General features: G+C 73.5%; 19 protein-coding genes and 1 tRNA gene. 18 read left to right on the top strand and 2 right to left on the bottom strand.

Annotated features, from left to right (window positions below; all coding sequences use genetic code 11):
• The first annotated feature begins 267 nt into the window (after positions 1-267).
• Positions 268-3,315 (top strand): Rne/Rng family ribonuclease, encoded by a 3,048-nt coding sequence (locus CMS_RS09020; RefSeq protein WP_012299163.1) that lies wholly within the window; start codon positions 268-270, stop codon positions 3,313-3,315.
• An 89-nt stretch (positions 3,316-3,404) separates the two neighbouring features.
• Here the strand turns inward: CMS_RS09020 and CMS_RS09015 are convergent, their stop codons facing one another.
• Positions 3,405-3,683 (bottom strand): DUF4031 domain-containing protein, encoded by a 279-nt coding sequence (locus tag CMS_RS09015; RefSeq protein ID WP_012299162.1) that lies wholly within the window; start codon positions 3,681-3,683, stop codon positions 3,405-3,407.
• A 291-nt stretch (positions 3,684-3,974) separates the two neighbouring features.
• On the opposite strand from CMS_RS09015, the gene rplU reads away from it, so the two are divergent.
• The 11 genes from rplU (at position 3,975) to CMS_RS08960 (ending at position 11,928) form a co-directional block, all read left to right on the top strand.
• Entirely contained in the window at positions 3,975-4,283 is a 309-nt protein-coding gene (gene rplU / locus CMS_RS09010) for a 50S ribosomal protein L21 (protein ID WP_012038175.1), read from the top strand.
• Positions 4,284-4,307: 24 nt separating this feature from the next.
• The gene (gene rpmA, locus CMS_RS09005) at positions 4,308-4,562 is read left to right on the top strand and encodes a 50S ribosomal protein L27 (protein WP_012299161.1); all 255 of its coding nucleotides are present in this window, start codon (positions 4,308-4,310) and stop codon (positions 4,560-4,562) included.
• A gap of 119 nt (positions 4,563-4,681) precedes the next feature.
• Positions 4,682-6,235, top strand: coding sequence for a GTPase ObgE (gene obgE, locus CMS_RS09000; protein WP_012299160.1), 1,554 nt, complete (start codon positions 4,682-4,684; stop codon positions 6,233-6,235).
• Positions 6,236-6,238: 3 nt separating this feature from the next.
• On the top strand, positions 6,239-7,018 hold the full coding sequence (gene proB / locus CMS_RS08995) for a glutamate 5-kinase (RefSeq protein ID WP_012299159.1): 780 nt from the start codon (positions 6,239-6,241) through the stop codon (positions 7,016-7,018).
• A 47-nt stretch (positions 7,019-7,065) separates the two neighbouring features.
• Complete coding sequence (locus CMS_RS08990; protein ID WP_049791919.1) at positions 7,066-8,385, top strand: glutamate-5-semialdehyde dehydrogenase; 1,320 nt, start codon at positions 7,066-7,068, stop codon at positions 8,383-8,385.
• Positions 8,386-8,483: 98 nt separating this feature from the next.
• Complete coding sequence (locus tag CMS_RS08985; protein WP_012299157.1) at positions 8,484-8,699, top strand: hypothetical protein; 216 nt, start codon at positions 8,484-8,486, stop codon at positions 8,697-8,699.
• Between the two features lie 17 nt (positions 8,700-8,716).
• Entirely contained in the window at positions 8,717-9,319 is a 603-nt protein-coding gene (nadD, locus tag CMS_RS08980) for a nicotinate-nucleotide adenylyltransferase (protein WP_012299156.1), read from the top strand.
• Positions 9,316-10,860 carry a hypothetical protein gene (locus CMS_RS08975; RefSeq protein WP_012299155.1) on the top strand — a complete coding sequence of 515 codons (1,545 nt, stop codon included), beginning with the start codon at positions 9,316-9,318 and terminating at the stop codon, positions 10,858-10,860. The genes nadD and CMS_RS08975 overlap by 4 nt, the downstream gene beginning before the upstream one ends.
• 39 nt (positions 10,861-10,899) lie before the next feature.
• Positions 10,900-11,277 (top strand): ribosome silencing factor, encoded by a 378-nt coding sequence (gene rsfS, locus CMS_RS08970; RefSeq protein WP_012299154.1) that lies wholly within the window; start codon positions 10,900-10,902, stop codon positions 11,275-11,277.
• 52 nt (positions 11,278-11,329) lie between these two features.
• Positions 11,330-11,755, top strand: a complete 426-nt coding sequence (locus tag CMS_RS08965) for a TFIIB-type zinc ribbon-containing protein (protein WP_041464568.1) — start codon at positions 11,330-11,332, stop codon at positions 11,753-11,755.
• Between the two features lie 100 nt (positions 11,756-11,855).
• Positions 11,856-11,928 (top strand) — tRNA-Ala (locus CMS_RS08960).
• A gap of 102 nt (positions 11,929-12,030) precedes the next feature.
• Here CMS_RS08960 and CMS_RS08955 read toward each other — a convergent pair.
• Positions 12,031-12,954 carry a nuclease-related domain-containing protein gene (locus CMS_RS08955; RefSeq protein WP_133064085.1) on the bottom strand — a complete coding sequence of 308 codons (924 nt, stop codon included), beginning with the start codon at positions 12,952-12,954 and terminating at the stop codon, positions 12,031-12,033.
• Positions 12,955-13,073: 119 nt separating this feature from the next.
• Here CMS_RS08955 and CMS_RS08950 point away from each other — a divergent pair, with 119 nt between their 5' ends.
• From CMS_RS08950 to CMS_RS08925, 6 genes are all read left to right on the top strand, one after another.
• Entirely contained in the window at positions 13,074-13,397 is a 324-nt protein-coding gene (locus CMS_RS08950) for a hypothetical protein (RefSeq protein ID WP_049791999.1), read from the top strand.
• Positions 13,398-13,493: 96 nt separating this feature from the next.
• A complete protein-coding gene (locus CMS_RS08945) occupies positions 13,494-14,468 on the top strand; it encodes an SGNH/GDSL hydrolase family protein (protein WP_106408644.1) in 975 nt (324 codons plus the stop codon).
• 135 nt (positions 14,469-14,603) lie between these two features.
• Entirely contained in the window at positions 14,604-15,392 is a 789-nt protein-coding gene (locus CMS_RS08940) for a DeoR/GlpR family DNA-binding transcription regulator (protein WP_041464566.1), read from the top strand.
• Positions 15,389-16,360 (top strand): 1-phosphofructokinase family hexose kinase, encoded by a 972-nt coding sequence (locus CMS_RS08935; RefSeq protein ID WP_012299148.1) that lies wholly within the window; start codon positions 15,389-15,391, stop codon positions 16,358-16,360. The genes CMS_RS08940 and CMS_RS08935 overlap by 4 nt, the downstream gene beginning before the upstream one ends.
• A 22-nt stretch (positions 16,361-16,382) precedes the next feature.
• A complete protein-coding gene (locus CMS_RS08930) occupies positions 16,383-18,431 on the top strand; it encodes a PTS fructose transporter subunit IIABC (protein WP_012299147.1) in 2,049 nt (682 codons plus the stop codon).
• Between the two features lie 45 nt (positions 18,432-18,476).
• Complete coding sequence (locus CMS_RS08925; RefSeq protein WP_012299146.1) at positions 18,477-18,749, top strand: HPr family phosphocarrier protein; 273 nt, start codon at positions 18,477-18,479, stop codon at positions 18,747-18,749.
• Positions 18,750-18,819 lie beyond the last annotated feature (70 nt).

The raw sequence follows: 18,819 nt of genomic DNA, 5'->3' as shown, positions 1-18,819 counted from the left end.
GGCCCGGTGGGCGTCGGCGTGCGATACTGGCAGGCAGGTCGACCCGCCGCGCGGGACGACCACCATGAAGAGTCTTTCCCGGGGCAGACCCGGGCCGCACGGCACGTCCGGCGGCGGATAGCCAGTTCCGTACCAGTGCGCACGACCGAAGCCTCGGGCCGGACGTCGCAGACCAGGATCGACGGAGAACCGCGCACGCGGGGATCCACTCGGAGAGCTACCGGGGTACGGCGCGGCCGTACCGACCGGTTGAGGAGTGCACCAGAGATGGTGGAGAGAGACGAGAACACCGGCAGGAGGCGTCCCAGCCTCTTCGAGCGGCTCACGGGCCGCCGCGCCGAGCCGACCGCGGCGACGGGGACCGGCGGCACGCCCGCCCTCCCCGCGACCGCGACCCCCGAGGCGAGCGGCACGTCCGCCGCCTCCGAAGCGAAGGGCCACACCCTGAACGAGAACGACGACACCCAGTCCATGCCCGACGAGATGGAGGCGCCGGTCGTCCGTCGCTCCCGCCGCGCGAGCACCGCCGCATCCGCGCCCGCGGTCGCCCAGCCGGACGACGCCAGCGTCGACGCGTCCGCCTCGGCACCCGCGTCCACGGACGACGCCGACACGGAGGCTCCCGCGGCTCCCGCCGCGCGCGCACCCCGGAAGCGCGCACCGCGCAAGGCCGCCGTCGCCGCGGACGTCGAGCAGGACGCGCCCGTGTCCGGCATCCCCGATCCGGACGTCGGCATCCCCGACGCCGCGGTCGCCGAGCCCGCGGTCGACGAGCCCGCCGCGACGGAGCCCGTCGTCGAGGCGCCCGCCGCCCCGGCCCGCACCGTGCCGTCCCTCTCCGTGTTCTTCCAGGCCCCCGACATCGCGCCGCTGCCTCCCCGCCGCGAGCGGGACGACCGCCGGGACGACCGCCGCGATGACGCGCGCGACGAGGACGACGACCTCGACCTCGACCGCGACGAGCGCCCGTCGCGCTCCCCGCGCCGCGGCGGACGCGGACAGGACCGCGGCCAGGAGCGCAGCACCGGTCGTGACGGCCGTGGCCGCGACACCCGCGACGACGACCACGACGACGAGGACGACTCCCCGTCGGTCCGCCGCCGCGCGCGCCGCCGCTCCGGCGAGGAGGGCCGCGACGGCGACGACGCGCCCGGCACGGTCGTCAAGGTCCGCACGCCCCGCGAGCCCGAGCTCATCACCGAGCCGCAGCGCATCAAGGGATCCACGCGCCTCGAGGCCAAGAAGCAGCGCCGCCGCGACGGCCGCGACGCCGGCCGCCGCCGTCCCGTGCTCACCGAGTCGGAGTACCTGGCCCGCCGCGAGTCGGTCGACCGCAGCATGATCGTGCGCTCGCGCGACGGCAAGATCCAGATCGGCGTGCTCGAGGACCAGGTGCTCGTCGAGCACTACGTGGCACGCGCCGACGAGGCGTCCCTCATCGGCAACGTCTACCTCGGCCGCGTCCAGAACGTGCTGCCGAGCATGGAGGCCGCGTTCATCGACATCGGCCGCGGCCGCAACGCCGTGCTCTACTCCGGCGAGGTCGACTGGGAGGCCGCCAACGCCGACAAGGGCGGCGGCAGCCACGCGCGCCGCATCGAGGTCGCGCTGAAGCCCGGCGACCGCGTGCTCGTCCAGGTCACCAAGGACCCGGTCGGCCACAAGGGCGCCCGCCTCACGAGCCAGGTGAGCCTGCCCGGCCGCTACCTCGTCTACGTGCCCAACGGGTCCATGAACGGCATCAGCCGCAAGCTCCCGGACACCGAGCGTGCGCGCCTGAAGAAGACGCTGAAGGAGGTGCTGCCCGAGAACGTGGGCGTCATCGTCCGTACTGCGGCCGAGGGCGCGACCGAGGAGCAGCTGAAGCTCGACGTCGAGCGCCTCACGTCGCAGTGGGCCGAGATCAGCCGCCAGGTCGAGAAGGCGCAGGCGCCCGCGCTCCTGCACTCGGAGCCCGACCTGCTGCTGAAGATCATCCGCGACGTCTTCAACGAGGACTTCCGGGAGCTCGTGATCGACGGCGGCGACGCCCAGGAGATCATCGAGGGCTACCTGCGCGGCGTGGCGCCCGACCTCATCGACCGGGTGCAGGCGTACTCGGGCGAGAAGGACTCGTTCGACCACTACCGCGTCAGCGAGCAGATCGAGAAGGCGCTGGACCGCAAGGTGTGGCTGCCCTCCGGCGGATCGCTCGTCATCGACCGCACCGAGGCCATGACCGTGGTCGACGTCAACACGGGGAAGTTCGTCGGTTCCGGCGGCAACCTCGAGGAGACCGTCACCAAGAACAACCTCGAGGCCGCGGAGGAGATCGTCCGCCAGATGCGCCTGCGCGACATCGGCGGCATCATCGTCGTCGACTTCATCGACATGGTGCTCGAGACCAACCGCGACCTCGTGCTCCGCCGCCTGGTGGAGTGCCTCAGCCGCGACCGCACCAAGCACCAGGTCGCCGAGGTCACCTCGCTCGGTCTCGTGCAGATGACCCGCAAGAAGCTCGGTCTCGGGCTCCTCGAGTCGTTCTCCGAGAACTGCGAGACGTGCGCCGGGCGGGGGATCATCATCCACCACGACCCGCTCATGGCCCACAAGCAGACGCCGCAGGAGCCCGTGCAGGGCCAGGGTCGCCGTCGTGGCGGCAAGGGCCAGCAGGAGCACGGCACCGGCGGCGGGAACGGCAACGGGGGCGGTCGCGGAAACGGCGGCGGCCAGGCGCAGCAGCAGCAGCGCACGCCCGCGGCCAGCACCCACAGCATCACCGAGGACGCGCGCTCTGCCCTCGCGAAGATCGCCACGAGCACCATCCAGACGGTGAACGAGGCCATCGACCGGGTCGAGGACGTCGTGCGCACGCCGGACGAGACCACTGAGGCGGCCGCGCCCGCCGAGGGCGCGCCGGTCGCGGAGCAGCCGCGCGGCGACCGACCGCGACGGAGCCGAGGGGGCCGGGGACGTGCGTCGTCCGTCGTCGCCGATGCCACGGAGCAGCAGCCGCCGCAGGCGCCCGTCGCCGAGGACCCGTCCGCTCCCGCCGAGGACCCGACGCCGGCCGACGCGCCCGTCGAGGAGTCGGCGCGATCCACGCTCGAGCCGCGCGAAGCCATCCGCCTCGAGCCGGTGCAGATCCTCGACATCCCGGTCGCGAGCGCCCGCACGGCCCCGCGCCGCGTGAGCTCGGCCGACGCGGAGCAGCTCCTCGGCTCCGTGCTCGACGCGCTGCCGCAGCCCAAGGAGCCCGGCCAGGGGCGCTCGCGCAGCCGACGGGTCTCGACCCCGACGCTGACGACGCCGTCCCCGACCGACGACGCGAGCTGACGCGACGGCCGTCCCCGTGGCGGCCGCACGACGGAGGGCCCGGAGCGCATGCTCCGGGCCCTCCGTCGTCCGCTCGTCCGTCCCCGCCGTCAGGATCCGGGTGCGCGCCGCTCGCGCTGGGTGACCCGCAGCCCGCTCGCCTGCAGACGGCGCACGAGGTCGCGGTTGGAGACCGGCACGGCGCCGAGCACCACGAGCTCGGCGTGCCGCTCCTCCGGCACGTCGTAGTGGTCGCGGTCGAAGGCGCGCTCCGGGATCCCGGCGGCGCGGGCGAAGGCGTGCAGCTCCTCGAGCGACGCGTCGCTCACGAGGTGCGCCCAGAGCCGTCCGTGCGCGGGCCAGGCCGGTCGATCCAGGAGCACGTTCATCCTGCGAGCTTAGGCAGGCGACGCCGTCGACCGCGTCGAGCGGAGGATCCCCGGATGCCCGCGACGCGCCCGTCGCGCATGCACGAGGACGGCGATCGGCTCGCGTATGATCGATCGAGGACGCCGGGGGTCCGGAGTTTGACCCCTGTCCGGCGTTCCGGTAACGTGAGTCGCTGGCATGCGCCGATCCTCGAGGTCGTGCGCCTGCGGCAGACTTCCTCCAATGATTCGGGCCACAGGGCGTCAAGTCCCCAGTGAGTCAAGCCCGCGAGAGAAAACAGGTACGGAAAAGTGGTTTACGCAGTTGTGCGCGCCGGCGGTCGGCAGGAGAAGGTCGAGGTCGGGACCATCGTCACGATGGACCGGGTCAAGAACCAGCAGAGCGGCAAGGTCGTGCTCCCCGCGGTCCTGCTCGTCGACGGCGACACCATCACCACGGACGCCGCGAAGCTCGCCGACGTCACCGTCAGCGCCGAGATCCTGAATGACCTCCGCGGTCCCAAGATCGTCATCCAGAAGTTCAAGAACAAGACCGGGTACAAGAAGCGCCAGGGGCACCGCCAGGACCTCACGCGCGTCCAGGTCACCGAGATCAACTAGCACTGAGAACGCAGGGAGAAGCAGATGGCACACAAGAAGGGCGCGAGCTCTACCCGCAACGGCCGTGACTCGAACGCCCAGCGCCTCGGCGTGAAGCGCTTCGGCGGCCAGGTCGTCGGCGCCGGCGAGATCATCGTCCGCCAGCGCGGCACGCACTTCCACCCCGGCGTCAACGTCGGCCGTGGCGGCGACGACACGCTGTTCGCCCTCTCGGCCGGTTCGGTCGAGTTCGGCGTCAAGGGCGGCCGCAAGGTCGTCAACATCGTCGTCCCGGCCTAGCGCAGGCCGACAGCACGGACGCTGCGTCGGCACTGCCGCGCAGCACTTCAAGGGCGGGCCTCGGCCCGCCCTTGTCTGCGTTCCGCAGGGAACACCTCTAGAAGAAACGAGCGACAGCCATGGCGACATTCGTCGACACCGTGACCCTCCACCTGCGGGCGGGAAACGGCGGCAACGGCTGCGTCTCGGTCCGCCGCGAGAAGTTCAAGCCCCTCGCGGGAACGGACGGCGGCAACGGCGGCAACGGCGGGGACATCGTCCTTGTCGCGGACCCCCAGGTCACGACGCTGCTGGCCTACCACCGCGGGCCCCACCGGTCGTCCCGCAACGGCGGACCCGGCATGGGCGACCACCGCCACGGCACGCTCGGCGAGACGCTCGAGCTCCCCGTCCCCGTCGGCACCGTCGTCAAGGACGCCGACGGCAACGAGCTCGCCGACATGGCCACGCCCGGCATGCGCTTCATCGCCGCCGAGGCCGGCCAGGGCGGGCTCGGCAACGCATCGCTCGCCACCACGAAGCGCAAGGCCCCGGGATTCGCGCTGCTCGGCACACAGGGCTACGAGGGCGACGTCGTCCTCGAGCTGAAGGTCGTCGCCGACGTGGCGCTCGTGGGCTACCCGAGTGCCGGCAAGTCGAGCCTCGTGGCCGCCATCTCGGCCGCGAAGCCCAAGATCGCCGACTATCCCTTCACCACGCTTCACCCGAACCTCGGCGTCGTCGAGGTCGCGGACTCCCGTTACACGGTCGCCGACGTGCCCGGCCTCATCGAGGGCGCGAGCGAGGGCAAGGGCCTCGGCCTCGAGTTCCTCCGCCACGTGGAGCGCTGCTCCGCCCTCCTCCACGTGCTCGACTGCGCGACGCTGGATCCCGGCCGCGACCCCGTCTCGGACCTCGACATCATCCTCACGGAGCTCGCCGCGTACCCGGTGCCCGACGGCCAGGTGCCGCTCCTCGAGCGCCCGCAGCTCATCGCGCTGAACAAGATCGACGTCCCCGAGGCCCGGGAGCTCGCGGAGCTCGTGCGTCCGGAGCTCGAGGCCCGCGGATACCGCGTGTTCGACATCTCCACGGTCAGCCACGACGGCCTGCGCCAGCTGTCCTTCGCCCTCGCCGAGCTCGTCAAGGACGCCCGGACGAAGGCCGCCGAGGAGCCCGAGGCGCCGCGGATCGTGCTGCGTCCCCGAGCCGTCGACGAGAAGCCGTTCACCATCCGCGTCGACGGCGGCAGCTACGGCGACATCTACCGCGTCATCGGCACCAAGCCCGAGCGCTGGGTGCAGCAGACCGACTTCCGGAATGACGAGGCCGTCGGCTACCTCGCCGACCGCCTCGCCAAGCTCGGCGTCGAGGACGGCCTGTTCAAGGCTGGCGCGGTTGCCGGATCCAGCGTCGTCATCGGCGAGGGCGACGGCGTGGTCTTCGACTGGGAGCCCACCCTCACCTCCACCGCGGAGCTCATCACGAGCCCGCGCGGCGCCGACGCCCGCGTCGACCCCATCAGCCGCCGCACCAACCAGGCGCGCCGCGAGGACTACTTCGCCCGCATGGACGCCAAGGCCGAGGCGCGCGCGGAGCTCGTGCGCGAGGGCGAGGCGGGCCTCTGGGCGGACGAGGACGGGACCGGCCAGGACGGGACCGACGAGGACGCCACCACGGACGCGAAGGCGTAGCGGATGGGCACGGCCTCGCGCGCGGGCATTGCGTCCGCGCGGCGCATCGTCGTGAAGGTCGGCTCGTCCTCCATCAGCGGGGAGAACGCCGGGCAGATCGCGCCCCTCGTGGACGCGATCGCCGCCGCGCACGCGCGCGGCGCCGAGGTCGTGCTCGTGTCCTCCGGCGCCATAGCCACCGGCATGCCGTTCCTCCGCCTGGACGACCGCCCAGCAGACCTCGCCACCCAGCAGGCCGCGGCCGCGGTCGGCCAGAGCGTGCTGATCTTCCGCTACCAGGAGAGCCTCGACCGCTACGGGATCGTCGCGGGCCAGGTGCTGCTCACGGCCGGCGACCTCGCGGCCCCCGACCACCGGGAGAACGCGCAGCGCGCCATGGAGCGGCTGCTCGGGCTGCGGCTGCTGCCCGTCGTCAACGAGAACGACACCGTGGCGACGCACGAGATCCGCTTCGGCGACAACGACCGGCTGGCCGCCCTCGTGGCCCGGCTGGTGGACGCCGACCTGCTGCTCCTGCTCTCGGATGTGGACGCGCTCTACAGCCGCCCGCCGGAAGAGCCCGGTGCCCGGCGCATCGAGCACGTGGCGTTCGGCGACGAGCTCGAGGGCGTCGAGATCGGCAGCACGGGCACAGGCGTCGGCACCGGGGGAGCGGTGACCAAGGTCGCCGCCGCGCGCCTCGCAGCCGAGGCGGGCACGGGGGTCCTCCTCACGTCGACCGCGCAGGTCGCCGAGGCCCTCGCCGGCGCGCACGTCGGCACGTGGTTCGCGCCCCGCAGCTGACATCCATGTCGACCGTCGCGGCCGGGGGCCTGCCTAGGCTGCCGGTCATGCCCTCGAACGCCCCCGGCGCCTCCGCCGTCGTGCCCGCCATCCCGTCCAGCCCCGCCGAGGCGCTCCCGACCGAGGCGCTCGAACGGATCCTCGAGGCCGTCCGGACGGCGTCCACGTCCCTGGCCGCCAGCACCTCAGGCCAGCGCGACGCCGCGCTCGACGCCGTTTCGACGGCTCTCGTCTCCGCCGCGGACCGCATCGTCGACGCCAACGCCGACGACCTCGCCGCAGGTCGGGAGTCCGGGCTGGCCGCCGGCCTCCTCGACCGGCTGACGCTCGACGCCCGGCGCGTGGCGTCCCTGGCCGACGCCGTCGCGGGGATCCGCTCGCTCGACGACCCGCTCGGCCACGTCGTCCGCGGCCGCACGCTGCCGAACGGCCTGCTGCTCTCGCAGGTGCGCGTGCCCTTCGGCGTCGTCGGCGCGATCTACGAGGCCCGACCGAACGTCACCGTCGACATCGCGGCCCTCGCGCTCAAGAGCGGGAACGCCGTCGTGCTCCGTGGCGGATCCGCCGCCCTCCGCACCAACGCCGTCCTCGTCGACGTCATGCGCGCCGCGCTTGAGGGTTCCGGCCTCCCCGCGGACGCCCTGCAGACGATCGACGCGCACGGCCGCGCGGGCGCGACGCGGCTCATGCGGGCGCGCGGCCTCGTCGACGTGCTCGTGCCGCGGGGATCCGCCGACCTCATCCGCACCGTGGTGGAGGAGTCGACCGTGCCCGTGATCGAGACCGGCGCCGGAGTCGTCCACGTCTACCTCGACGCCTCCGCGGACGCGCGGATGGCCGTCGACATCGCGGTCGACGCCAAGGTCAGCCGCCCCAGCGTGTGCAACGCCATGGAGACCCTGCTGGTGCACCGCGACGCCGCCCCGCGCATCCTCCCCGCCGTGCTCGACGCCCTCCGCGACCGGGGCGTGACCGTGCACGGCGATGCGGCGGTCCGGGAGCTGTGGCCCGACGCGGTCCCCGCAACCGACGCCGACTGGGCCGCCGAGTACCTCTCGCTCGACGTCGCGGTGCGCGTCGTCGACTCGGTGGAGGACGCGGTCGCCCACATCGCCCGCTGGTCGACGCACCACACCGAGTCCATCGTCACGTCCGACCTGGCCGTCGCCGAGCGCTTCCTCGCCGCCGTCGACTCCGCCGTCGTCATGGTCAACGCGTCCACGCGCTTCACCGACGGATCCGAGTTCGGGTTCGGCGCCGAGGTCGGCATCTCCACGCAGAAGCTGCACGCGCGCGGTCCGATGGGCCTGCAGGAGCTCACGAGCACCAAGTGGATCGTGCGGGGGAGCGGCCAGATCCGCGGCTGACGGCACGCCCGGCCCCGCGTGCGCCCCATGCGGGGGCCCGCCGGTAGGATGGCAGGCGCCGCCTCCGCTCGACGGGGCGTGCCACGAACGGAGATCACATGCACGCGCTGACCACCACCCTCCTCGCCGAGACCGAGCACGCCATGGAGCTCGCTGCTCCGCTCTGGGTGTTCCCGGCCGTCGCCGCGGTCGTGTTCGTCGCGCTCGGCGTGGTCATGTACAGCTTCCGCGACGTGAGCAACCGCCACTCGGAGAAGTGGGGCAAGCCCCCCGTCGCCGAGCAGGGCCACGGCACCGCCGACTCCACCCACTGAGCGCGAGCACCCGCCACATGACGACAGCCGCGACCCCGCGCCTCCGCATCGGGGTCATGGGCGGCACGTTCGACCCCATCCACAACGGCCACCTCGTGGCCGCGAGCGAGGTGCAGCAGCACCTCCAGCTCGACGAGGTGATCTTCGTCCCGACCGGGCAGCCGTGGCAGAAGCAGACCGTCACCGACGGCGAGCACCGCTACCTCATGACCGTGATCGCGACGGCCGCCAACCCGCGCTTCACCGTCAGCCGCGTCGACATCGACCGCGCCGGCACCACGTACACGATCGACACGCTCCGCGACATCCGGCGCACGCATCCGGACGCGGAGCTGTTCTTCATCACGGGCGCGGACGCGATCCAGCAGATCCTCGGCTGGAAGGACGTCGCCGAGCTGTGGGACCTCGCGCACTTCGTCGCCGTCACCCGCCCCGGGCACGACCTCACCGAGAGCGGCCTCCCGCACGCCGACGTAAGATTGCTCGAGGTCCCGGCGCTGGCGATCTCCTCGACCGACTGCCGGGCCCGAGTCGGACGGGGCTTCCCCGTGTGGTACCTCGTCCCCGACGGAGTCGTCCAGTACATCTCCAAGCACCACCTGTATCGGAGCCCGCTATGACCCCCTCCCACGACGCGCCCGACACCGGGCCGACCTCGTTCGACGACGGTCCCGCTCCCGCGACCCTCGGGCTGAGCCGGCGCGAGATGCGCGCCGCCGAGCGTGCGCGCGCCCGTGAGCTGGGCATCGACGAGGCCGGCGACGCCCCGGCGGACGAGTCGACGCCCGTCGACGGCGGCTCGACCACCGGTTCCCCCGACGAGCCGGTCGCGACGTCGACCCCGTCGTCCGACGGACCCGACGACCTCGCGTCGACCGCACAGGACGCATCGGCACCCCGGCCCGACGAGGCGACGACGCCCCCGGCCGCTCCCGGCATCGGGCCGGACACCTCAGCCATCCTCCTGTCGGGCGGCGTGCTCACCCGACGCCAGCTGCGCGCCATCCGCGAGGCCGAGGAGGCGGCTCGGGAGCAGCACGGATCGGATCACGAGGAGCCGCAGCCGCAGCCGCAGCCCACCGCGTCCGAGTCGGATGCGGAGCAGTCCGGCGGCGAGCCGTCGGCGGCCGTCGACGACGCCCCGCCCACGTCCTCGGACTCGTCCGTGCCGCCGTTCGCCCGGTACGGCCGCGGATCCCGCGCGACCCCGCGACCGCGTGCGCCCTACGGGAGCGCGTACCGCCGGGCCTCCGCAGCGGACACGACCGAGGCCCCGGCGCCGGCGCCCACCGCGGATGACGACGCTCAGGTCGTGACGTCCGACGTGTCGTCGGACGAGGCCGCGGCCTCGGAGCGCCAGGCGACCCCCGCCGAGACGCCGTCGGCGTGGCCCTTCGCGCCCATCGTCCCCTCGGGCGACGCCGCCGATCGCGACGTGGACGCGTCGGGCGAGCAGCCGACCGTGCCGCCGCTCGCCGCGCACACCCCGAGCACCGACGAGGATCCGCGCCCCGCGCCCTCGCTCGAGCCGACGCCCTGGGTCACGGGCTCCGCCGAGCCATCGCTCGAACCGGCGTTCGGCACGCGGGCATCCGCCGCCGCCGAGGACCTCGAGGGCGCTCGCGTCGAGGCGCCCGAGGCTGGTGCGCCCTCCGCCGTCCCGTCCCCGGCGGACGCCACCGCGCCCGGCGTGCCGGATGCCCGCACGCCGTTCACCCCGCCGGCCGGCCACTGGTCGGTGCAGGACCAGGTCGACGAGGACCAGCCGCACACCGGCAACCACTTCATCCTCCCGACCGTGCCGCACGTCAACGACATGCAGCAGGCGCTCAACAGCACGGGCGAGATCATCATCACCGGCTCCATCGACCTGCCGCGCAGCCTCGGCTCGATGGGCACGCACCCGGACCGCTTCGACACGGCCGACATGGACCGCATCCTCGAGCAGGGCGACGACCACGACCACGCGCCGGGCGGCACCGACTCGGAGCCCGTGCGCGCCAGCCGCGCCGTCAGCACCCACACCTCGACGCGCGCCGTCGTGCAGCCGCCGCCCCGCAAGCGCTTCACCGCGCCGGTCGTCGCAGCCGTCGCGGCCGGGGGAGTCGCCGTCATCGGCGCGGGCCTCGTCATCGTCGCGTTCATGACGAATGTATTCTGATCGTCTGATGCACCTCCCCACCCGTCCCGGAAGGACTCTGTGACCGCTTCTCCCCGCGCCCTCGACCTGCTCAAGGTCGCCGCCTCCGCTGCCGACTCCAAGCAGGCCATCGACCTGGTCGCGCTCGACGTCTCCGGGCCCCTGCCCCTCACCGACGTCTTCCTCATCGCCTCGGCCCGCAACGAGCGGAACGCGCAGGCGGTCGCCGACGAGATCGAGGACAAGATGATCGAGGCGGGCGCCAAGCCGCTGCGCCGCGAGGGGAAGAGCGAGGGACGCTGGATCCTCCTCGACTTCGGCGACGTCGTCGCCCACGTCTTCACCGAGGAGGACCGGATGTACTACTCGCTGGAGCGCCTCTGGAAGGACTGCCCCGTCGTCGCCCTCGAGATCGAGCCGACGGCCTCCGCATCCTGATCCGATCCGATCCATCCGGGCAGCGACGCCCGACGCGCGAGGGTATCCCCGCATGAAGTGCCCCGACGACTCGGCCACCCTGGTGATGAGCGAGGGCGTCGGGGTGGAGATCGACTACTGCCCGGACTGCCGCGGTGTGTGGCTCGACCGCGGCGAGCTCGACAAGATCCTCGACCGCGCGGAGCAGGAGACGAGGGTCGCCCCGGCGGCCGCGTCGCCCGTGCCACCCGCGGCGCCGCTCGGCGGCTACCCGGAGCCGGGTCGCGACGACCGGCGGCGCGATGACGACCGCCGACGCGACGACGACCGCGACCGTGACCGCGCTCATGGGTCGCGGGGTGACGTCTATGGCGACCGCGATGTGGCCGGCTACTCGACGACGGGCGCCTACCCGACGGCGGGCGACTACCCGCAGGGCTCCGGCCACGGCGGGAAGCGCCGCGAGAAGGAGAGCTGGCTCAGCAAGCTGTTCGACTGAGCCGTGCCGCAGGCCGGCCGCCGACGAGGATGCCCTGGTCATGGGGTGGTCGGAATGTGTAGTAATGTAGACGAGTCGCTTCCGCAGGGAAGCGGTTCACGGGTCTGTGGCGCAGTTGGTAGCGCACCTGCATGGCATGCAGGGGGTCAGGGGTTCGAATCCCCTCAGATCCACCCTCGAGCCTCGCTCCTCCTCACGGAGGCGCGGGGCTCTTCCCGTCTCCGGTGGTCTGGACGGCCCCTCCCGCGTCCCGTTCAGGATGGCACCGCCCCGATTCACGCCAGCGGTCCGACCCACTCGACGTGGGCGCCGTCGGATGCGAACAGCTCCGTCATGTGGACCATCGACTCCCTCGAGACCGGGCTGGTGCTGACCTGCATGACCCTCCGTAGGCCGGGAGCGAGCTCGGCGGGCGAGAGGATGCGCCGCGTCGCACCGCGCTCCTCGCCGTCCTCAGGAGCGATGACCTCGGCATCGGCATGGCTGTAGAAGACGACGGTGTGGAAGAACGGGGCGGATCCGAGCGCATCCTGCACGTGAGCCGCGAGACGGAGGGACTGGCGTCGCACCTGCGCCACCGGGGTCGGGTCAGCGCGTCGAACGTGGAAAGCGCCGTCATCACCGTCCGACGTGATGTGCAGGACGGCGGGCGGGTCGACGTCGTACCGCGCCAGCAGCGCTCCCCAGAACTCGTGCAGGTCCTTCGGTCGCACGGCGTCGAGGACGAGCCCCCTCCAGTGCTTGTTCTCGATGATGAGGGCGGCTCGCGGGGTGAGGAGCACATGGTCGACCTGCACCAGGAACCTCCGTTTCGTCTTCGGCTCCGTACCCGTCAGGACGACGTTCGTCGCGAGCGCACCGCCGATGCGGGCCGCCGCGCACGCCGCGACGATCAGGTCGTGGGACACGCGATCGGTCTTCCACGTGCGGGCGAGCTGCCTGCGCGCCTCGTGTGCCGCCTCCTCCGCCTCCTCCCGCGCGGCGGCGCGATCGGCCAGCTCCGCGGCGTGCGCCTCAGCACGAGAGGCGGCATCCGCTGCGTGCTGCAAGTCGCTGAGGGCGACCTCCCGCTCGTGACGGGCTCGCTGCTCCTGGAGCGCTTCTCCATGACGAGCCCGACGCCGCCGCCGGTCGACGCAGAGCAGTGCGAGGGCGGCGAGGAGCAGGACGACGAGGATCCACGGGAGCGCGTTCAGCATGCCCCACGGAACCACGTCGTCCGATCGGCGCGCGGGATCCGCTCCCCGATCGGGGGACTGTCCTCCACTTGGAGGACCCGGGTAGCGTGAACGAGGTCATCGAAACCTGGAGCTCCACCATGTCGCACGCCACCCTGCACCGCACGCACACCACAGACCCGCACCGCACGTCGGTGGTCGGTTCCGCGGTGCTGGGCTTCCTGGCGGCGTTCGTGGTGGGCGCGGCCGTCATCGTGACGCTCCTCATCACCTCGTTCGCGCAGGGGACCGAGGGCTACCCCGGGCTCGACGTCCCGGGCGTCGTCGACACCCGCATCGACCACGGCAGCGTCGTCACGCAGATCGGCCCGGGCGGGTTCTTCTTCCCGTTGGCTGCCGGGCTGGTCGTCGGCCTCATCGTCGCCGTTGTCGTCTACGCGCGCCAGCGCGGCGCCGAGGACTGACCCGGCCGACCGGCCTGCCCCCGCGCGCGTAGGGTCGAGGGGATGGACCGCCGTCCCGAACGCCCCGTCTCCCGGACGAGGTCCCGCTCGCGTCCGATGGCGGGCATCCGGATCCGAGGGGCGGCCGCCGTCGCCGTCGTGACCGCCCTCGTCCTCCTGGCGAGCGGGTGCACCTCCGCCGACCCCGTCACGCTGCCGACGGCGGCAGCGCCGCTGCGCGTCGTGTCGCTCGGCGACTCGTACTCCACGGGCACCGGATCCGCGGAGCCGCTGCCCGGCGACCCCGGCGTCTGCGGACGCACCGTCGCGTCCTCGGTGCGGGTGGCCGCGGCCGAGGTTGGCGCCGACTTCGTCGACGCGGCCTGCGACGGCGCCAGCACGGCGGACCTCGTCGCCCCGCGGGAGCGCGGCGGGCAGACCGTGCCCGCGCAGCTCGACTCCCTGGCCGACGGCGCCGACGTCGTCCTCGTGCGCCTCGGGGGCAACGACCTCGGCTTCCCGGCCCTCGTCGGCGGGTGCCTCGCGCGGGATCCGGAGGGACCGGTCGCCGCAGGACCCACGACGTGCGTGGACGCGCTGGCACCCTCGGGTGGCACCGACGCCGTCCGCGCCCGCATCGACGGGGAGGTGTCGACGCGTCTCGGCGAGGCGTTCGCGCGGATCCGCGCCGCGGCGCCGGACGCCCGCATCGTCGCGCTCGGGTACCTCACCGTCCTCGGCGACCCGGATGCGCTCCCGGCGGAAGGCTGCCTGCGGGCCACGGCCACGTCGGCGGTGAACGGCCAGGTGCTTCTCGCTGACCGGGACGCGGTGTGGCTCGCGGGGATCCAGCGCGAGCTCGACGCCGCGATCGCCCGGGCGGCCGGCGACGCGGGCGCCCGGTTCGTGGACCAGGAGACGCCGACCGCCGAGCACGGAGCATGCGCCGGCGACGCGGGCGACCCCTATGTCGCCGGGCTCGGCGGCAGCGCCGGGGACGTCCCCCTGCATCCGAACGCGGCCGGGCAGGCATGGGAGTCGGAGGTCCTGGCGGGCGTGCTGCGCGAAGAGGCCGTCGCGCTCGGCCGCTGACCCGCCGCGTCGCACGCGCGACGGTCTCTGCGATCATGTGGGAGCCTGTGGCATCGTGTTGCTTCTCCTGCGGATGAGGGCTACAGTGCGAGGACGCGAGGCGCCAATGCCCCACGGAGTCGAAGGAGACCGCCCATGTACGCCGAAGAGCGCCAGGACAGGGTGGTCGCCCTCCTCGAGCGCACCGGCCGCGTGGCGGTCGTCGGCCTGGCCCGCGACTTCGACGTGACGACGGAGACGGTCCGTCGCGACCTCGCCCAGCTCGAGAGCCGCGGCGTCCTGCGCCGCGTGCACGGCGGTGCCGTCCTGGCGGGCCGGTCCACGCGCGCGGAGGAGAGCCTCGACACGCGCGGATCCCGCAACACGGCGGCCAAGGCGCGCATCGCCGACGCGGCCATGGCCTTCCTGCCGGCGAGCTTCGAGGGATCCATCGCCCTCGACGCCGGCACCACGACGGGGCTCGTCGCGGAGCGCGTCGCCGCCTGGCGGCCCGACGTCCCCGGCCGCACGCTGGTCGTGGTCACGCACTCCATGGCCGTCGCGCAGACCGTCACCCGGAACCCCGCCGTCGAGGTGCAGCTGCTCGGCGGACGCGTCCGCGGGATCACGAGCGCGGCCGTCGGCCCCGCCACCCTCGGCCAGCTCGCGCGGCTCCGACCCGACATCGCCTTCATCGGCGCGAACGGGATCCACGCGGAGTTCGGCCTCAGCACCCCCGACGAAGAGGAGGCGGCCGTGAAGACCGCGTTGACCCGAGGATCCCGACGCGCCGTGGCGCTCGTCGACGCGTCGAAGGCGGGGGAGGAGGCGCTCGTCGGCTTCGCAGCCCTCGGCGACCTCGACACGCTCGTGACCGACGCCGCGCCCGACGGCCCGCTGGCCGACGCGCTGGCCGCCGCCGAGGTCGAGGTGATGGTCGCGTGATCCTCACCCTCACCGCCAACCCGAGCCTCGACCGCACCATCGACCTCGCGGGAGCCCTCGCGCGCGGCGCCGTGCAGCGCGCCCGGGGCGTCGCCGAGCAGCCGGGCGGCAAGGGCGTCAACGTCTCGCGCGCGCTCATCGCCTCGGGCCTCGACACGATCGCGCTGCTGCCCGGACGCCTCGACGACCCGATGCTCGTGGCCCTCGCCGCCGAGCGGATCCCCCTGGACCACCTGGACATCGACGGCCGCGTGCGCCAGAACGTCACGCTGACGGAGCCCGACGGCACGACCACGAAGGTCAACGAGCCGGGACCCGAGCTCTCCGCCGCCGAGGCGGACGCGCTCGTCGCGCTCGTGATCCGGCACGCGCGCCGGGCGAGCTGGCTCGTGCTCGCGGGATCCCTGCCGCCCGGCCTCGACGACGACTTCCACGCCCGCGTGGTGCAGGCCGTGCGGGCCGAGCTCGGCGACGCCGCCCCGCGGATCGCCGTCGACTCGTCGGGCGCGCCCATGGCCGCGCTCGTCGCGTCCGACGCGGTAGTGGACCTCATCAAGCCCAACGCCGAGGAGCTCGCCGAGCTCGTCGGCATCGACGACCCGGATGCGCTGGAGGCCGACCCCCGTCGGGCCCACGACGCATCCCGCTCCCTCGTCTCCCGCGGCTGCCGGGCGGTCCTCGCGACCCTCGGCGCGCGGGGGGCCGTCCTCACCACGAGCGAGGGCGGGTGGCTCGCCACCATGCCCCCGATCGTGCCGGTGAGCACGGTGGGCGCGGGCGACTCCTCGCTCGCGGGCTACCTGCTCGCAGACCACCGCGGGGCAGGACCCGAGGGGCGGCTGGCGCAGGCCGTCGCCCACGGATCCGCCGCCGCGTCCCTGCCCGGCAGCACCATGCCGTCCCCCGACCAGACCCGACCGGACAGCGTCACCGTCCAGCCGCTCCTCCCGATCGCCGCCGATCGCTGACCCGCCCCACCTGGAGAAGAACATGCCATCGCTCATCACGAACCGCCTCGTGCTCCTCGACGCCGACCTCGGCGCCGACCGCGAGCACGCCGTCCGCACGCTCGCCGAGCGCGTCGTCGCGGAGGGCCGCGCCACCGACGCCGACGCCCTCTTCGCCGACGCCTGGGAGCGCGAGTCGAAGACCGACACCGGCATGGGCGGCGGGCTCGCCATCCCGCACTGCCGCTCCGCCGCGGTGACGGAGGCCACGCTCGTCATGGCCCGTCCGGCGCCGGCCGTCGACTTCGGCGCCCCGGACGGCCCCGCCGACCTCGTGTTCTTCATCGCCGCGCCCGACGGCGCCGACCAGGAGCACCTCGTCCTGCTGTCGCGCCTCGCCCGGTCGCTCATCAAGCCGGAGTTCGTCGAGGCGCTGCGCTCCGCCACGGACGAGGACCAGGTCGTCTGGCTCGTGGAGGGTGCTCTCGTGGACGAGCCCGCATCCTCGACGGGCGCTCCGGCCGCCGCGGCTCCCGCGGCAGCCGCATCCGCTCCGGCCAAGGCCCCCGCCGACGCGCCCGTGCTCATCGCCGTCACCGCGTGCCCCACCGGCATCGCGCACACCTACATGGCGGCCGACTCGCTCGTGGCGGCCGCCAAGCGCGCCGGCGTCGAGCTGCATGTCGAGACGCAGGGATCCTCCTCGGTCACGCCCGTCGACCCCGCGATCATCGCGCGGGCCACCGCCGTGATCTTCGCCGTCGACGTGGACGTGCGCGACCGCGCGCGCTTCGCCGGCAAGCCCGTCATCCAGTCGCCCGTCAAGCGCGGGATCGACCAGCCCGACCAGATGGTCGCCGAGGCCGTCGCGGCCGCGAAGGACCCGAACGCCCCGCGCGTGCCGGGCGGCGCGTCGTCGGCCGGATCCGAGCAGGCCTCCCCGCAGGCGTCGCAGTCGGTGGGCGCGCGCCTCAAGCGCTGGCTGCTCACGGGCGTCAGCTACATGATCCCGTTCGTCGCGGGCGGCGGCCTCCTCATCGCGCTCGGCTTCCTGCTCGGCGGGTACCGGATCACCGAGACCGCGTCGGACGTCGTGCTGCAGAACTCGCTGGCAGACCTCCCCGCGGGCGGCCTCGGCCAGTACCTCGGCGCCGTCGCGTTCGTCATCGGCAACGCGTCGATGGCGTTCCTCGTGCCCGCGCTGGCCGGCTACATCGCCTACGCCATCGCCGACCGGCCGGGCATCGCGCCCGGGTTCGTCGCGGGGTCCATCTCCGTCATCATGGGCGCCGCCTTCCTCGGCGGCCTGGTGGGCGGCCTCGTCGCCGGTGGCATCGCCTACGCGATCGGCCGCATCGACGTGCCGCGCTGGCTGCGGGGCCTCATGCCCGTCGTGATCATCCCGCTGCTCGCCTCCATCGTCGCCTCCGGCCTCATGGTCATGGTGCTCGGCGGCCCGATCGCGGCCCTCACGCGCGGCCTCAACGGCTTCCTCTCGGGCCTCACCGGCACGTCGGCCATCGTCCTAGGGATCATCCTCGGCGTCATGATGTGCATCGACCTCGGCGGCCCCATCAACAAGGTCGCCTACTCGTTCGCAGTCGCCGGTCTCGGCGCCGGATCCATCACCGACCAGACCCCGTGGGAGATCATGGCCGCCGTCATGGCCGCCGGCATGGTGCCGCCGCTCGCGCTGGCGCTCGCCTCCACCGTGATCGACCGCCGTCTGTTCAGCCCGGCCGAGCGAGAGAACGGCAAGGCCGCGTGGCTCCTCGGCGCCGCGTTCATCTCCGAGGGCGCGATCCCCTTCGCCGCCGTCGACCCGCTGCGCGTCATCCCGGCGAGCATCGTCGGCGGTGCCGTCACGGGCGCCATGGTCATGGGGCTCGGTGTCGTGTCGCAGGCCCCGCACGGCGGCGTGTTCGTGCTCTTCGCGATGAACGGCACGTTCCTCGGCTTCCTCGCCTCCGTCGCGGTCGGCGCGGTCATCTCCGCGTTCCTCGTCGTGCTCCTCAAGCGCTTCACGACGAAGCGCCCGGAGGCCGTCGCCGAGACGTCCGCCGCCGACCAGGGCGTCCCCGTCGCGGCCTGATCGCCTTCCCGCCCCAACATCCGCACACCCAGAAGGAGAACGTCCATGACCGAGCGCACCGCCACCATCGGCAGCCGCGTGGGCCTGCACGCCCGACCCGCATCCCTGTTCATCGAGGCCGTCCGCCGCACCGGCGTGGCCGTGAAGATCAGCAAGCCGGGAGGCACGCCGCTCGACGCGACGAGCATCCTGTCGCTGATGAGCCTCGGCGCCGCGAACGGCGACCAGGTCGTGCTCACCGCCGAGGGCGACGGCGCGGACGCCGCGCTCGACGAGCTGGCCGCCCTGCTCGAGAGCGACCTCGACGCCGTCGAGTAGCCGCCCCCGCGACGAGGGGCCCGGACACCGCGATGCGGGTCCGGGCCTCTCGTCGTGTCAGCGGATGCGG

The sequence above is a fragment of the Clavibacter sepedonicus genome (genome assembly GCF_000069225.1).
Lineage (GTDB): Bacteria > Actinomycetota > Actinomycetes > Actinomycetales > Microbacteriaceae > Clavibacter > Clavibacter sepedonicus.
This window is presented reverse-complemented; position numbering and strand designations above follow the sequence as displayed.

What these genes read in the sequence shown, in the direction of transcription:
- obgE (WP_012299160.1), top strand. Translation starts at nt 4,682, where the DNA reads ATGGCGACATTCGTCGACACCGTGACCCTCCACCTGCGGGCGGGAAAC.
- CMS_RS08955 (WP_133064085.1), bottom strand. Translation starts at nt 12,954, where the DNA reads ATGCTGAACGCGCTCCCGTGGATCCTCGTCGTCCTGCTCCTCGCCGCC.
- CMS_RS09015 (WP_012299162.1), bottom strand. Translation starts at nt 3,683, where the DNA reads ATGAACGTGCTCCTGGATCGACCGGCCTGGCCCGCGCACGGACGGCTC.
- CMS_RS08930 (WP_012299147.1), top strand. Translation starts at nt 16,383, where the DNA reads ATGCCATCGCTCATCACGAACCGCCTCGTGCTCCTCGACGCCGACCTC.
- CMS_RS08975 (WP_012299155.1), top strand. Translation starts at nt 9,316, where the DNA reads ATGACCCCCTCCCACGACGCGCCCGACACCGGGCCGACCTCGTTCGAC.
- CMS_RS08990 (WP_049791919.1), top strand. Translation starts at nt 7,066, where the DNA reads ATGCCCTCGAACGCCCCCGGCGCCTCCGCCGTCGTGCCCGCCATCCCG.
- CMS_RS08940 (WP_041464566.1), top strand. Translation starts at nt 14,604, where the DNA reads ATGTACGCCGAAGAGCGCCAGGACAGGGTGGTCGCCCTCCTCGAGCGC.
- rpmA (WP_012299161.1), top strand. Translation starts at nt 4,308, where the DNA reads ATGGCACACAAGAAGGGCGCGAGCTCTACCCGCAACGGCCGTGACTCG.
- CMS_RS08950 (WP_049791999.1), top strand. Translation starts at nt 13,074, where the DNA reads ATGTCGCACGCCACCCTGCACCGCACGCACACCACAGACCCGCACCGC.
- CMS_RS08925 (WP_012299146.1), top strand. Translation starts at nt 18,477, where the DNA reads ATGACCGAGCGCACCGCCACCATCGGCAGCCGCGTGGGCCTGCACGCC.
- proB (WP_012299159.1), top strand. Translation starts at nt 6,239, where the DNA reads ATGGGCACGGCCTCGCGCGCGGGCATTGCGTCCGCGCGGCGCATCGTC.
- CMS_RS08945 (WP_106408644.1), top strand. Translation starts at nt 13,494, where the DNA reads ATGGCGGGCATCCGGATCCGAGGGGCGGCCGCCGTCGCCGTCGTGACC.
- CMS_RS08965 (WP_041464568.1), top strand. Translation starts at nt 11,330, where the DNA reads ATGAAGTGCCCCGACGACTCGGCCACCCTGGTGATGAGCGAGGGCGTC.
- CMS_RS08985 (WP_012299157.1), top strand. Translation starts at nt 8,484, where the DNA reads ATGCACGCGCTGACCACCACCCTCCTCGCCGAGACCGAGCACGCCATG.
- nadD (WP_012299156.1), top strand. Translation starts at nt 8,717, where the DNA reads ATGACGACAGCCGCGACCCCGCGCCTCCGCATCGGGGTCATGGGCGGC.
- CMS_RS09020 (WP_012299163.1), top strand. Translation starts at nt 268, where the DNA reads ATGGTGGAGAGAGACGAGAACACCGGCAGGAGGCGTCCCAGCCTCTTC.